This is a genomic window from Paenibacillus sp. lzh-N1, assembly GCF_002872435.1.
Classification (GTDB): domain Bacteria; phylum Bacillota; class Bacilli; order Paenibacillales; family Paenibacillaceae; genus Paenibacillus; species Paenibacillus polymyxa_C.
In genome coordinates this window covers 4,320,355-4,337,685 of sequence record NZ_CP025696.1, presented here as the reverse complement: position 1 = coordinate 4,337,685, position 17,331 = coordinate 4,320,355, and the positions used below count along the sequence as shown (strand labels likewise).

Genomic DNA, 17,331 nt, shown 5'->3' with positions numbered 1-17,331 from the left:
TTATTCGAAGTTATTCAATACGTCTTCAAACTCATCCATATTCAGATCGTCTACTGTAAAATCACTGAGTGTAGCTTCTGAATAGTCCATTTCTGCACAATGGGTTATTATGTTTACTAAATGCTTTTTAAAACTCACCGCTACCCCTTCAATAGTACTCTTCTCATACTCGCCCTGGTTGTAGCTAAAGTTTAATTCCAGCTTCCCGCCTTCTACAGTTCCGCCGTTAATATCAATACAATACTCACTTTTATAGTTTGGTCCTGTAGACTCTCCGGCAGGAATATCAGACACTCCAAATAAATTGTCTACATTATCCTGGTTGAATTGACCGAGGTAATTGAAGCTTATTTCAGGGTTTAGATTAAAGTTTAAATCGGCTTTGTTTTCCGGCAAGGTAAGATATTTTAGTATGCCGTAACCTATCCCTTTGTTAGGTATCTGCCTGATGTTTTCTTTTACCGATTTGATCATGCGGGAAATATCGAGTTGTCCACTGACATCTAACACCACGGGATACTGGGTGGTGAACCATCCCACGGTCCTGCTTATGTCAATGTCTTTAATGATTTCCTCCCTGCCGTGCCCCTCCAGACTGATCAGAACCTTATCATTTCCGGTCCATTCCCTCACTGCTAATCCCAAGGCGGTAAGCAATATGTCGTTTACTTCTGTGTTATAAGCATGGTTTACCCGCTTTAGCATCTTCTCAGTCTCTTCAATACTCAGCTCGATCTTGACGCTATTGTTATTCATATACCTTCTTTCTTCAATCTCTCGGTCTTTTGGAAGCGGTATTGTTTCAGTTTTTTCCAAATTGGTCCAGTAATTTATTTCTTTTAATAGTTCAGGGCTATTGGCATACTCATCAAGCCTCTGTGCCCAATCTTTGAAAGAGTCGGTCTTGTTGCTGAATTTTATTTCATCATTGTTTAGCGCCTGTCTGTATCCTATGTCCAAATCTTCCAGTATGATTCTCCACGATACCCCATCAACTACAAGGTGGTGAATAGCTATTAGCAGGTGGTCCCCTTCTTTAGTCTTAAACAGACCAACCTTAACTAAAGGACCGTTATACAAGTCCATGCTCCTCTGAATCCTCGACGCTTCCAGCTCTATTTTTTCCCGGTAATTATAGCTGTCCCTAAGGTCTACAATTTCCAATGAAAAATGTTCACCTTCAAGGTTTTTGTTGTATTGGAGTATATTTTGATCCTCTATTTTTACCACTGTTCTAAAAATATCGTGGTGCTCTACAAGCTTTGACAATACTTTTCGAATAATAGCTTCTTCAAATCCGTTACGCCCATATATCATTATTTCCTGATTAAAATGATGGATATCCTTGCTGTCTTGTTTATACAACCATCTTTGTATAGGTGTTATCGGTACTATGCCTTCTACCGGGCCTTGATGAATTCTTCGGCTTGTAGATTGTATATATTCGACGAGTTCCTCAATTACAGGATGTTTGAATAAGTCCCGCATTTCAAGCTTTAGCCCATGGACGTTAAGACGCGACATTACCTGTATGGCTTTTATTGAGTCTCCTCCAAGGCTGAAGAAATTATCTTTTACCCCGATGTTTTCAGTTTTTAGTACGTCTTCCCATACTTTGGCCAGTATTTCTTCTCTTTCGTTTCTAGGAACTACATGCTCTACTCCGGTATTAATATTCCCCTGTGGTTCAGGCAATGCTTTCCGATCAATTTTACCGTTGGCATTAAATGGAAACTGTTCCAGCTTCATGAAATATGCTGGTACCATGTAGTCAGGTAGTTCGTTTAAGAGATGCTCCCTTAGCTCGGAAATGGTCAATTCATTTTCCCCTACAATATATGCACACAGGTACTTCTTCCCTTGCTGCTCTTCCTTTGCAATAACCACTGCTTCCTTAATAGCAGTGTGCTTCACCAGATGTGCTTCAATTTCTCCAAGCTCTATTCTAAAGCCTCTTATCTTTACCTGGTGGTCGATCCTGCCCATGAATTCGATGTTCCCATCAGGAAGCCGCCTTACTAAGTCCCCTGTGCGGTACACTTTTTCGCCGGGAATAAACGGGTTAGGTACAAATTTTTCTGCTGTCAGTTCAGGTCTATTCAAATAGCCCCTTGCAAGACCGCTTCCACCTATCACAAGTTCACCGGCCACTCCTACAGGAGTTAATTGGTTGTGCTTGTCCAGTATATAAAGGTATACATTCTGTAAAGCTTTCCCTATAGGTACTGTTATAAGTTCTTCTGCTATTTTCTTTGTTATACTGTAACCCGCTGCATATATCGTGGACTCTGTAGGCCCATAGATATTTTCCAGAGATGTGTTCTCTGAGACATCGAAAAGCTCATGGACAAGCTTTTTGGGCAGCGCTTCTCCAGCAGCAAAAATATACCTGAGAGTTGATGGCAGTTTTATACCATTATCTTTTAAAGTATGTACCATTATATTCAGCATTGATGGTACAAAGTTTACATGGGTTATCTTATGCTTGTTTATTACCTCTACTAACTCCATAGCTTCCTTTTCCACACCTTGGCGTGATATTACAAGCTTTCCTCCGTTGAGGAACCAGCCAAATATCTCAGCTACGGATACGTCAAAGGTATAAGTTGTTTTAAATAGAAAAGCGTCTTCCGCTTTAAGCGGATACATGGCCTGGAGGGCTGTAATTATGTTTACAACGCTAGTATGCTCAATCATTCCACCTTTGGGCTTCCCTGTCGAACCTGATGTATAAATGACGTACGCAAGGTCCGAGGGTTTGTTTACATTTTCAAGCTTTGAGTTCTCTTCATTTAAATATTCTTCCTCCAGATATATAATATCCGCATCAATCTGCTTATTTTCCATAAAGGTCCTGGAGGTCAAAAGGATCTGGGAACCACTATCGTCCAACAAATACTTTATCCTTGTATCAGGATAATTAGGATCTATCGGCAGATACGCCCCTCCAGCTTTCAATATGGCAAATATCCCCACAATCATCTCAAATGAACGTTCGGCCATAATTCCTACAATACGGTCAGGCTTTACCCCTTTGTTCCTCAATACTCTGGCCAAATGATTTGCCTTTCCGTTCAATTCCCTGTAAGTCAAGTGCTTGTCTTCATATACCACAGCTATGTTGTCAGGTGTCCTTTCCACCTGCTCAGCAAAAAGCTCATGTATGGTTTTGTCCTGCGGATAGTCTTTCTTAGTATCATTAAAGTCTATCAGCAACTGCTTTCTTTCTTCATGACTTAATATAATAAGCTTGTCAACTGACCCTTTGGGGTTATGGATAAACATATTTAAAATATTAATAAAATAGTCTATACACTCTTCTGCCTGTTTTCTTTCCAATACTTTGTCCGAGTAGATCAAGCTTATATTAAGATCATCGAATGTATTACTTACTGTAAAGTCAAGACTTGTATTGGTTGCTTCATATTCATCAACTGAAATTCTATCTTTAACATCACCGATTTCTTTGTTTATTATCTCGTTATATATATGAAAATCCACATAATTGAATATGGTATCAAATAAAGGATTTTCCTCTTTGTTTTCTTTTCCGCCCAGGATATTTATGATCTCAAATAAAGGCAGTCTTCCATAAAGCTTTAAGTTTATTAATTTCTTTTCTGCAACTTTTATCAATTCCTCCCATATATCGATTTTATCAAAACACATTTTGACGGGAACCGTATTTAAGAAGCACCCCAGCATCTTATCTCCATCTTCGCATACAGGTCTGTTATTTTCTACCAAACCTACGACAAAGTCATCCTCGTATGAAAGCATATTGAGCATATAAGTGTATGCAGCAAAGCAAAGTGTCTTTAAGCTTACATCATATCTTCTGGCAGTACTTCTTAAATCACCTAAAAATTCCTGACTTAAATGGCGTGTTACATGGTCTACTTTATAAGATTTTTTTGTTTTTCCATGAATATTTGCAGGCATATTCAACCTTTTATATTCACTTAATTCCTCTCTCCAATAATTAATTACTTCCTGGTTGTCCTTAATTGTCATTTGGTCTGCTATATAATCTTTATAGCTGCATTTAAGCCGTGTTGGTATATAATCTTTTTCTTGCTTAAGCTTAGAGTATAGGTTTGAAACTTCCGTAATCAATGAAGCAACACTCCAGCCATCCAGGATAGCATGGTGGAATATCAGAACCAGACAAATATGGTTTGCGTCAAGTTTGAATATTCTTATCCTCCAAAGGGGCTTTGATATATCAAACGGATTCGCTCTGTCATTTTCCAAATATTTGTTTATATACTCAACCTGCCCTGTCCTGCTAAAATTCATGATATCTATCTGCTCAATATCAAGACTACTGCCCTTGTAAACAATTTGCACAGGAGTTTCAAAATCCTCTAAATTAAAAACCGTCCTTAAAATATCATGTTTTGACGTCATTAGAAGCATCGCTTCTTTAAATGCTGGGAAATCAAAGTCTTTGTCATTCAGATGAAATGCAAATTGGTCATGATAAACTGCATTTTCATAGTCTTTTTTGGAATGATAAATCATACCCAGCTCTATGTGACTCATCGGATATATATCTTCCATGTCCGAAGGTAACTTTTCTGAGAGAGTTTCATTCATCAATATTCGCTGTTTAAATAACTCCAGTTCTTCCCTTGCTTTACCCATCTTACTGTTAAAAGCTTCCGTATCTTTTACTTTTAAGAATGCAGACAATCTCTCAATATCAGGATTCATGTATATATCCCTGATTTGGATGTTTATATCCAACTTTTTGCATATTGTGCTGACTAATGATATTGCACGTATAGAATCTCCGCCTATTTTAAAGAAGTTGTCCCTTATTCCTACCTGTTTTGCTCCAAGCACTTCCTGCCATATTTCAACCAGTTTCTCTTCCACTTCATTCCGCGGCGCTACATATTCTGTTCCCGTACTCATACTTCCGTCAGGCTCGGGCAATGCTTTCCTGTCTATTTTTCCATTAGGGGTCAATGGCAGCTTTTCCATCTGCATAAAGTAAGAAGGGATCATGTAGTCCGGGAGCTCTTTTGACAAGTGTTCCCTCATCCCCTGTACGGTTATTTCTTGATCCGGTACGACGTACGCACAAAGATACTTATTTCCGTCAGCTCCTTCTTTGTCCAATACCACTGCTTCTTTTATTGTTTCATGCTTTAATAACCGGTTCTCTATTTCACCCAGTTCTATCCTGTAGCCTCTTATCTTTACCTGATGGTCGATCCTGCCCAGGTATTCTAGGTTGCCGTCAGGCAGCCACCTTGCCAGGTCACCTGTCCTGTACATCCTTTCACCCGGTGCGAATGGGTTTGCTGCGAATTTTTCTTCTGTAAGTTCCGGTCTGTTCAAGTACCCTCTTGCCAGTCCATCCCCTGCTATACATAGTTCTCCCGCTACTCCTATCGGCTGCAGGCCCTTTTCCTTACTCACAACATATAACTTAATGTTATCTATGGGCTTTCCTATTGGTACAAGCTCCAATTCTTCTTCCGTGGAGCAGCCAAAGTAGGATACATCTACTGTTGCTTCTGTTGGTCCGTACAGGTTATGCAGGCTTGTTCCTTTTTCTTTGTACAGCAGCTTGTTGAACTTTTCTACTTGCTTCAGGTTCAGTGCTTCTCCACTGGCAAATACCTGCTTTAAGCTTGCTATTTCCTCTATTATCCCCTTTTCCTCTACATACTCTAAAAATACACTCAACATGGATGGTACAAAGTGCATTGTGGTAACTTTATTTTTTTCGATTGCCTTCACGATTTCTTCCGGATTTTTTTCTCCTCCCGGTATCAGCAGGCAGACTTTGGCCCCAGTAAAGCTCCACCACAATAATTCCCATACCGATACGTCAAAGGTATAGGGAGTTTTCTGCAGGATCACATCACCTTCAGCTATCGGGTATTGCTTCTGCATCCAGTTGATCCGGTTGATTACGGAGTAGTTCTCTATCATTACCCCTTTGGGTTTGCCGGTAGAACCGGATGTATATATTACATAAGCCAAGTTTTCAGGTTTACTAATTAACTTTGGATTTGATACATCCCCAGTAAATAGTTCCTGATTTTCTATGCTAATAAATTCAGCATTTCTGTAACTACCTTTAGCATTTATAAATTTATCCTGTATCAGAATAATTTGGCTGCCACTGTCATCAAGCATAAACTGGATCCTGTCTTCAGGGTATTCAGGAGCTATGGGTAAATAAGCCCCCCCAGCTTTTAGGACAGCCATGATCCCTATGATCATTTCCGGGGAACGTTCTACCATAATTCCCACTACACTATCAGGTTTTATTCCCTTTTCTCTTAATTTTCTGGCCAGTTGGTTTGCCTTTTCGTTTAGCTCCCTATAAGTCAGCTGTTTATCTTCAAACACTACAGCAATATTATTGGGTGTCCGTTCCACCTGTTCCTCAAAAATCTGATGGATGGTCTTTTCCCGAGGGTATCCTGCTTTTGTATTATTAAATTCATATAATATTTGATGTTTTTCGTCTTGTGACAGCATATCAATTTCTAATAGCCTTTTTTCAGGAAAGGCTGCTGCCTCTTCCAATACATTAAGGTAATGGGCAATAAGCCTTATAACTGAATCTTTCTTAAACAACCTGGTAGCATACTCCAATTCAAATGCAATACCGTCCTCTGTTTCCTCAGCGTTTAAAGTCAAGTCAAACTTGGATATTCTTACTTCACTGTCATAGGGCATAAACCTTAGCCCATCCATCTTCACTTCTGATGCCTCGATATTTTGCAGTACAAACATAGTATCGAAAAGTGGATTTCTGCCCAGATCCCTTTCCAGGTTAAGCTTATCTACCAGTTCTTCAAATTGGTAATCTTGGTTTTCGTAAGCCCTTAAGGAGTTTTCTCTTACTTCATTAAGGAAGTCCACAAAAGTCTTTCCACCTTGAGGGTGATTCCTCATGGCTAGCGTGTTTACAAACATACCAATAACGTCCTGAAGATCAGTATGCGGCCTTCCTGCAACGGGACTTCCAACTATAATATCTTCCTGTCCGGTGTACTTGGATAAAAGGACATTGTATGAAGCTAAAAGTACCATGTAGAGCGTGGCACCATTATTCACTGCAAGTTTGTTCAGTTTAACAGCAAGCTCCTTGCCTGCTTTGAAACTGATCACATCTCCCTCAAAACTCTGTATAGCTGGCCTAGGGTAGTCTAGCGGCATATTAAGCAAAGGAATTTCTCCTTTGAATACTTGGAGCCAGTATTCTTCCTGCTTACTAATTGTCCCATCAGCAAACAGCCTGTTCTGCCATACGGAAAAATCCTTGTACTGAATCTTAAGTTCCGGAAGTTCCTTACCTTCATACAGGCTCATAAATTCTCTTACCAGTATGTCGTCAGACACCCCGTCAGATATAATATGGTGCTTATCAAACATCATAATATATCTGTCTTCTCCAACTTTTATAAGCCCAACCCTAAGTAAAGGAGCCTCATCAAGGTCAAAGGTCCTAATAAATTCACTGGCTATTTTCGCAGCTCTTTCCTCATCGGTTTCCATATACATAACACTAAAATCCACATTGCTATGGACCTTTTGTACCGGTTTACCATCTATCATATGGAATGAGGTACGGAAAGACTCATGTCTGTCAACAAGCTCCCTAAAAGCCTGTTCAAAGCGCAGTTTATCGAGTTTGCCTTCAATTAGCATAATACCAGGCATGTTGTATGCCATCCCAACTGCGTCAAGCTGGTTTAGAATATACAGCCTTTTCTGGGCGGATGAAATTGGATAGTACTCCATCTCCCCAGCCGGCCCAATAGAATGAAATACACTCTCCTTTGCAATCTTGATGCACTCGGCAACTTCAGACATATTTGGGCTCTTAAATATTTCTTTAAGCGGTATGTTTACATTGAACTCTTTGTGAATCCTGGCAATAAGATTTGCTGCCCTTAAGGAATGTCCCCCCAGCTCAAAGAAATTGTCGTTTCTTCCCACTTTCTCTATACTAAGGATATCCTGCCACAACCCCGCAAGTTTCTCCTCCACTTCACCCAAGGGTGCGACATACTCTATTCCAGCATCGATATTGCCGTCAGGTTCGGGCAATGCCTTCCTATCTATTTTGCCATTGGGAGTCAGCGGCAGCTTTTTTAACTGCATAAAATAGGATGGTATCATATAGTCTGGAAGGTCCTTTAAGAGATGTCCCCTTAGTTCTGCTATTGTTAATTCATTTTCCCCTGCCACATAGGCACACAGATACTTGTTTCCCTTCTGATCTTCCCTTGCAATAACCACTGCTTCCTTTATTGAAACGTGCTTTAGCAGTTGTGCTTCTATTTCCCCCAGCTCTATTCTAAATCCCCTTATCTTTACCTGATGATCTACTCTTCCTAAAAATTCCATATTCCCATCAGACAGCCATCTGGCCAGATCCCCTGTACGATACATCCTTTCCCCTGGTATAAACGGGTTAGGTACAAATTTTTCAGCTGTCAGTTCGGGCCGGTTTAGATATCCCCTTGCAAGCCCTTCTCCCCCTATGCACAACTCACCCAAAACCCCTGTAGGCTGAGGTCTCAAGTGTTTGTCAACAACGTAGTATTTTATATTTTGCATTGGCTTTCCGATAGGTACACTCCCGGATTCCAAATAGCTTCCCAGTCTCTTTTCGTAATAACTGGAATCTATGGTGGACTCAGTAACCCCATAGCTATTAACAACCCGCAGTTTCTCTCCATACCAGGATTGTAATCTTTCATAATCTTCCACAGAGAGAGTATCTGATCCAAGTATAAGCAACTTGAGGCTATCAATAATCAAAGCATTATCATGGATATAATCCATAAGAGGAATAATCAGTGCCGGTGTGGATTCAAAGATGGTTATTTTATGGGTTTTAATAAGTGAATATAATCGTGCAGGATCGTATCTCTCCTCGGATGAACAAATAACCATTTGGCCTCCGTTGAGCAGCGTTCTCGAAACATCTCCCACAAATACATCAAAAGAAAAACTTGCGATTTGCAACAGCTTTACATCCATATCCGCAAGCCTATATTCCTTTTTCCATGCGTAAGATATGTTGACAAGACTTCTATGCTCTATCATGATCCCCTTTGGCTTTCCTGTGGTTCCTGATGTATAAATGACATATGCTAAATTACAAGATTTATTAATGACAGGAAGATTTTCTGTTCTCCCGTTGTAATTCACACAGTCATCAAAGCTTATAATATCAAGATCAAATTTAATTTTTTCTTTATGATGTTCTTGCGTAAGAATAATTCCAGCCAAGCTGTCATCGATCATATATCTGATTCGTTCTTCAGGATATTCGGTGTCTATGGGTAAATACGCGCCTCCTGCTTTAAATACAGCAATTACACCTATTATCATTTCTATGGACCGGTCTACCATTATAGCTACTACACTGTCAGGTTTTAATCCCTTGTCCCTTAAGATCCAAGCCAGTTGATTGGCCTTTTCATTAAGTTCTCCGTAAGTCAAGTATTTATCTTCAAATACTACTGCTATGTTATCAGGCGTCTTTTCCACTTGTTCTTCAAATAGCTCTTGTATGGTCTTATCCTTAGGATATTCTACTTTTGTATCATTGAAGCCATAGATTATTTGCTGTTTTTCCTCCTGGGACAACATATTTATTTCCGACAACCTTTTAAACGGATTTGCGGTTATCTCTTCCAACACGTTAAGGTAATGAGCCGCCAACCTTTTTATAGTCTCTTTTTTGAAAAGGCGAGTACAATATTCAAAGCTAAAAGCCATACCATCTTCACGCTCTATTGCATCAATGGATAGGTCAAATTTTGATATTCTATACTCTAGCCCGTTATTAAAAGGTCTGAAGCTTATACCAGGTACTGCAAATTCTACCTTAGAGGCATTTTGCATGGTAAACATAGTATCAAACAGTGGGTTTCTGCTCATGTCCCTCTTCAAGTTAAGCTTCTCAACCAGTTCTTCAAATTGGTAATCCTGATTGTCATAAGCCCTTAGAGCGTTTTCTCTTACTTCATTCAAGAATTCTACAAAGGTACTATCTCCCTTGGGGTAATTTCTCATAGCCAAGGTATTTACAAACATACCAAGGATATCCTGCAGGTCTGAATGTGGCCTTCCGGCTATAGGGCTTCCAACGATTATGTCTTCCTGTCCGGTGTGCTTAGACAGCAATATGTTGTATGCCGCGAGCAGTGTCATGTAAAGCGTAGCCCCATTATCCCTTGCAAGCTTGTTTAATTTATTCGTAAGCTCACTGCCTGCTTCAAAGCTAAAAAAATCCCCTTCAAAGCTTTGTATTACAGGCCTTGGATAGTCTAGCGGCATATTCAGTACAGGTATTTCTCCCTGGAATGCTTGGAGCCAGTATTCCTCCTGGCTGCTAATTCCGCCCTCATCAAACAGTTTATTCTGCCATACAGCGTAGTCCTTGTACTGTATCCGAAGTGCTGGAGGGTTGTTTCCTTCATAAAGATCCATAAACTCACGAATCAGTATGTCCATGGAGACACCATCGGATATAATGTGATGCATATCAAACATCATAAGATGCCTGTCTTCTCCCGTTTTTACAAGCTCTACCCTTAGCAGAGGAGCCTTGCCAAGATCAAAAGGTCTGGCAAATTCCCCAGCATACTCTGCGGCTTTTTCTTCGTTAGTTTCAAAGTACATCACGCTGAATTCCACATGGTCATGAACCTTCTGGACCGGGTTACCATCGATCATGTGGAACGATGTTCTAAGAGTCTCATGCCTTTTTACCAACTGCCTGAAGACTTCCTGGAAACGCGCTGTATCAATGCTTCCTTCCAGCAGCATAATACCAGGCATGTTGTATGCTGTCCCTGCCCCTTCAAGCTGGTTTAGTATATACAGCCTTCTTTGTGCAGATGACATAGGGTAGTATTCCATTTCTCCTGCCGGTTGGATTGACTGATATAGGCTCTCCTTTGAGTCTTTAATATATCTGGCAATTTCTAAGATGGTTGGTGTCTTGAATATTTCCTTAAGAGGTATGTCTATATTGAACTCTTTGTGAATTCTTGCTACAAGGCTTGTTGCCTTTAACGAGTGTCCCCCAAGCATAAAAAAGTTATCATTTCTTCCTACCTTCTCTATTCCAAGGATATCCCGCCACAACAGCGCAAGTTTCTCCTCTATTTCTCCCGAAGGTACTACGTATTCTACGCCGGTATTAACATTGCTATCGAGCACAGGCAATGCTTTCCTGTCTATTTTTCCATTAGGGGTCAATGGCAGCTTTTCCATCCGCACAAAGTAGGAAGGGATCATGTAGTCCGGGAGCTCTTTTGACAAGTGTTCCCTCATCCCCTGTACGGTTATTTCTTGATCCGGTACGACGTATCCACAAAGATACTTATTTCCGTCAGCTCCTTCTTTGTCCAATACCACTGCTTCTTTTATTGCTTCATGCTTTAATAACCGGTTCTCTATTTCACCCAGTTCTATCCTGTAGCCTCTTATCTTTACCTGATGGTCGATCCTGCCCAGATATTCTAGGTTGCCGTCAGGCAGCCACCTTGCCAGGTCACCTGTCCTGTACATCCTTTCACCCGGTGCGAATGGGTTTGCTGCGAATTTTTCTTCTGTAAGTTCCGGTCTGTTCAAGTACCCTCTTGCCAGTCCATCCCCTGCTATGCATAGTTCTCCCGCTACTCCTATCGGCTGCAGGCCCTTTTCCTTACTGACAACATACAACTTAATGTTATCTATGGGCTTTCCTATAGGTACAAGCTCCAATTCTTCTTCCGTGGAGCAGCCAAAGTAGGATACATCTACTGTTGCTTCTGTTGGTCCGTACAGGTTATGCAGGCTTGTTCCTTTTTCTTTGTACAGCAGCTTGTTGAACTTTTCTACTTGCTTCAGGTTCAGTGCTTCTCCACTGGCAAATACCTGCTTTAAGCTTGCTATTTCCTCTATTATCCCCTTTTCCTCTACATACTCTAAAAATACACTCAACATGGATGGTACAAAGTGCATTGTGGTAACTTTATTTTTTTCGATTGCCTTCACGATTTCTTCCGGATTTTTTTCTCCTCCCGGTATCAGCAGGCAGACTTTGGCCCCAGTAAAGCTCCACCACAATAATTCCCATACCGATACGTCAAAGGTATAGGGAGTTTTCTGCAGGATCACATCACCTTCAGCTATCGGGTATTGCTTCTGCATCCAGTTGATCCGGTTGATTACGGAGTAGTTCTCTATCATTACCCCTTTGGGTTTGCCGGTAGAACCGGATGTATATATTACATAAGCCAAGTTTTCAGGTTTACTAATTAACTTTGGATTTGATACATCCCCAGTAAATAGTTCCTGATTTTCTATGCTAATAAATTCAGCATTTCTGTAACTACCTTTAGCATTTATAAATTTATCCTGTATCAGAATAATTTGGCTGCCACTGTCATCAAGCATAAACTGGATCCTGTCTTCAGGGTATTCAGGAGCTATGGGTAAATAAGCCCCCCCAGCTTTTAGGACAGCCATGATCCCTATGATCATTTCCGGGGAACGTTCTACCATAATTCCCACTACACTATCAGGTTTTATTCCCTTTTCTCTTAATTTTCTGGCCAGTTGGTTTGCCTTTTCGTTTACTTCCTTATAAGTCAGCTGTTTATCTTCAAACACTACAGCAATATTATTGGGTGTCTTTTCTACCTGCTCTTCAAACAGTTGATGTATAGTCTTATCCTTAGGATACCGGACCTTTGTATCGTTAAAGTCATATAGTATTTTCTGCTTTTCTTCCTGTGAAAGCATATCAATTTCTGACAACCTTTTTCCAGGATAAACCGTTATCTCTTCCAGAACATTAAGGTAATGGGCTGCAAACCTTTCTACAGTCTCTTTCTTGAACAGCCTTGTGGCATATTCCAAATCAAATGCAATACCTTCCTGGATTTCCCGAGCATTTAATGTCAAGTCAAATTTGGATATTCTAAATTCATTTGTATAGGGTATAAACTTAAGCCTATCTATCTTCAATTCTGATGAGCCGGTATTTTGCAATACAAACATAGTATCAAAAAGAGGATTCCTGCTCATATCCCTCTTTACATTAAGCTTTTCCACCAGTTCTTCAAACTGGTAGTCCTGATTTTCATAAGCCCTTATAGAGTTTTCCCTTACTTCCTTTAGAAACTCAGCAAAGGTCTTTTCTCCCTGGGGATAGTTCCTCATGGCTAAAGTATTTACAAACATACCTATTATGTCTTGTAAATCTGTATGAGGTCTTCCAGCTATAGGGCTTCCCACTATAATATCTTCCTGCCCAGTATACTTAGACAGCAGTATGTTGTATGAAGCAAGCAATGTCATGTAAAGAGTAGCCCCATTATCCCTTGCAAGCTTAATAAGTTTTCCCGTAAGCTCACTGCCTGCTTCAAAACGGATAAAACCTCCGTCAAAGCTTTGAACCGCAGGCCTTTGGTAATCTACTGGCATATTCAGCACAGGAATTTCTCCATTAAATTCCTGGAGCCAGTATTCCTCCTGCTTCTTTATTTTGTCCCCAGCAAATAGTTCCTTCTGCCAAACAGAATAGTCCTTGTACTGTATACGGAGGGAAGAAGGGTTATTTCCTCCATACATATCCATGAACTCATGTACCAGTATATCCATGGACGTACCGTCAGATATGATATGGTGCATGTCAAACATCATGACATGCTTGTCTTTTCCCGTTTTCACAAGGCCTACTCTTAGCAGCGGAGCAATTCCAAGATCAAACGGCTTTATAAATTCTTTTACGATTTCCCCCACTTTTTCTTCGTCAGATTCTAGATACACTACACTAAAACCCACAGGATCATTGATCTTCTGGACGGGTTCACCCTCTATGAAATGGAAAGATGTTCGAAGGGTCTCATGCCTATTTATAAGCTGTTGGAAGGTCTTCTGAAAAAGCTCCAGATCAATACTGCCTTCAACCAGCAAGCTGCCTGGCATATTGTATGCTGTCCCTGCTCCTTCAAACTGATTTAATATATACAGCCTTCTTTGGGCTGATGACATAGGGTAGTATTCCATCTCTTTAGCAGTTTGGATGGATTGATATATACTCTCCTTTGCTTCCTTCATATACCTTGCTATTTCCGCTATAATTGGAGCCTTAAATATTTCCTTAAGAGGCATGTCTATATTGAACTCTTTGTGAATTCTCGCTACAAGGCTTGTAGCCTTTAAAGAGTGTCCACCTAACATAAAGAAGTTGTCATTTCTTCCTATCTTCTTAATTCCAAGGATGTCTTGCCAAATCAGTGCAAGCTTCTCTTCAAATTCGCCTATAGGCGCTTCATACTCTATTCCCGTATTTATATTACCTTCGGGTTCAGGCAATGCCTTCCTGTCTATCTTGCCATTAGCTGTCAATGGCATTTTTTCAAGCTGCACAAAGTATGATGGTACCATGTATTCGGGCAGTTCTTTTAAGAGATGCTCCCTTAGTTCTGATATTGTCAGCTCATTTTCTCCCGCTATATATGCACACAGGTATTTACTGCCCTGATGGTCTTCCTTTGCAATCACCAAAGATTCCTCAATTGAAGGATGCTTTAGCAGTTGTGCTTCTATTTCACCAAGCTCTATCCTAAAGCCTCTTATCTTTACCTGGTGGTCTATTCTACCCAGGTATTCCATTTCTCCATCAGATAATAACCGGACCAGGTCTCCAGATCTATATAACCTCTCTTCCGGCTTGTACGGATTTTGAACGAACTTTTCCTTTGTAAGCTCCGGTCTTCCAAGATATCCTCTGCAAACTCCATCTCCTCCTACACAAAGCTCTCCGGCTACTCCAATGGGAACAACTTTCATGTTCTTATCCATTACATATGTTGTAAGGGTTGGTATAGGCCTTCCTATGCTGCTCACATTAGATCTAATTTCTTCCTCTTCTATCTCTTTATATGTGACATGCACTGTTGTCTCGGTTATTCCATACATATTGATGAGTCTAGTCTGCGGGTACTTCTTTCTCCATTCCTTCAACAATGCAGGCTTTAATGCTTCCCCTCCGAATATGACATATCTTATCTTAAGTTCTTTTTCTTCATATGATACTTCTTCATTGGCTATATTATAGAAGGCTGAAGGTGTCTGATTTAATACGGTCACCTTCTCATTCCTTAGAAGTCTCAGATACTCTACATTGCTGCGTGCTGTCATTTTAGGAACTACCACCAATCTGCCCCCATATAACAACGCCCCGTACATCTCCCATACGGAAAAATCGAAACTCATAGAATGAAACATAGTCCATACATCATTTTCGTTAAAATCAAACTGCATTTTACTGTTAAATAACAGCCTTACTATGTTTCTATGCTCTATCATTGCCCCTTTGGGTTTACCTGTAGAGCCTGAGGTATATATTAAGTAAGCTAGATCGGAAGGTTTATTTACCTCCGATAAGTTATATTGTTCATCTGAATATTCCTGCTCATCTTCTAAATTTATTACTGTACCTATTGATGTATATTTGTCTATAAAATGTGATTGGGTCAACAGGATCACTGCCCGGCTGTCTTCCAGCATATGACTTATTCTTTCCTCAGGATAATCTGGATCTATGGGAAGATATGCCCCTCCTGCTTTTAATACCCCTAGGATTGCTACTATCATCTCAAGTGAGCGTTCTGCCAGAATACCTACGATACTGTCCGGTTTGACTCCTTTAGCCCTTAATACATGGGCCAACCCATTTGATTTTTTATTGAGTTCACTATATGTAAGCTTTTTACCCTCAAATACCACAGCTACATGATCAGGGTTCTTCTCTGCCTGCTCTTCAAAAAGCTGATGGATAGTCTTGTTTTTAGGATACTGTGCCTCTGTAGCGTTAAAGGTATATAGGATTTGCTGTTTTTCTTCCTGTAACAGTACATCAATTTCCCACAACCTTTTTTCAGGGTATGCCGTTATCTCTTCAAGAACGGTTATATAATGGGTTCCAAACCTTTTTATTGTCTCCTTCTTAAACAGCCTGGTACAATATTCAAGGTTAAATGTTATACCTTCTTGACCCTCTACCACTTCAAGCATAAGGTCAAATTTTGCCTTTCTGCCTTCCAGCCAGTTGTTGTATTGTTTGAAGTTTATACCCGATGCTGCAAATTCTGTCTTGTTTGAAGTGCGCAGTGCAAACATAGTGTCAAAAAGAGGATTCCTGCTCATGTCCCTCATGAGATTAAGTGATTCTACAAGTTCTTCAAACTGGTAGTTCTGATTTTCAAAAGCCAAAAACGCATTTTCCCTTACTTCCTGCAAGAATTGGACGAAGGTCTTTTCTCCCTCAGGATAGTTCCTTATGGCCAAGGTATTTATAAACATACCAATGATACCCTGCAGGTCAGCATGGGGCCTTCCGGCTACAGGACTTCCAACTATGATGTCTTCCTGTCCAGTGTATCTGGACAGGAGTACGTTATATGCAGCCATCAGTACCATGTATAAGGTAGCTCCATTATCTGTTGCAAGCTTATTTAGTTTGACTGAAAGTTCAGGGTTTATTTCAAAGCTTACAGCATCTCCTTCAAAACTTTGTACCGCCGATCTTGGATAGTCAGTAGGCATATCCAGTACCGGTATATCACCCTTAAATGTCTGGAGCCAGTATTCTTCCTGCTTCTTTATTGAGTCTCCGGCAAACATCTCCTTCTGCCATACAGAAAAATCCTTGTACTGTATCCGTAGTGGCAAAAGGGGCTTCCCTTGGTACAAATCCAAAAACTCACTCATAAGTATATTGACTGATATACCATCTGATACTATGTGGTGCATGTCAAACATCATAACACGCCTGTCTTCGTTCGTTTTTACAAGTCCTACTCTCAGTAATGGAACTTGGCTAAGATCAAAGGGCGTTATGAATTCTTTGACTATTTCTGCTGCTTTTTCTTCATCCAGTTCCAGGTACGTAATACTGAAATCCACGTAATCATGAACCTTTTGTACTGGTTCACCCTCAACCATATGAAATGATGTGCGCAGAGCCTCATGTCTTTTTACTAGCTCCTTGAATGCCTGTTCGAAGCGTACTGCATCAATGTTTCCTTCCAGCAGTACGACGCCTGGCATGTTATATGCAGTACCTGCTCCTTCAAGCTCGTTTAGTATATACAGCCTTTTCTGGGCAGATGACATAGGGTAAAATTCCTGCTCTCTGGCAGAAGGTATTCCAGAAAAGGCATTTGGCGTATATTTTGAAACATCTTTTCCTTTTTCTTTTAGCATCGTCTCAAATAGCTTTCTTTTTTCTGGAGAAAGAGATTCTATTCTTTTCATCAAATTATCCATAACTTCGTCCCT

General features: G+C 40.3%; 1 protein-coding gene. It reads right to left on the bottom strand.

What is annotated here, in order from left to right; all coding sequences use genetic code 11:
- Window positions 1-17,319 carry a non-ribosomal peptide synthetase gene (locus C0638_RS19595; RefSeq protein WP_102163712.1) on the bottom strand — a complete coding sequence of 5,773 codons (17,319 nt, stop codon included), beginning with the start codon at window positions 17,317-17,319 and terminating at the stop codon, window positions 1-3.
- Between the last annotated feature and the right edge of the window lie 12 nt (window positions 17,320-17,331).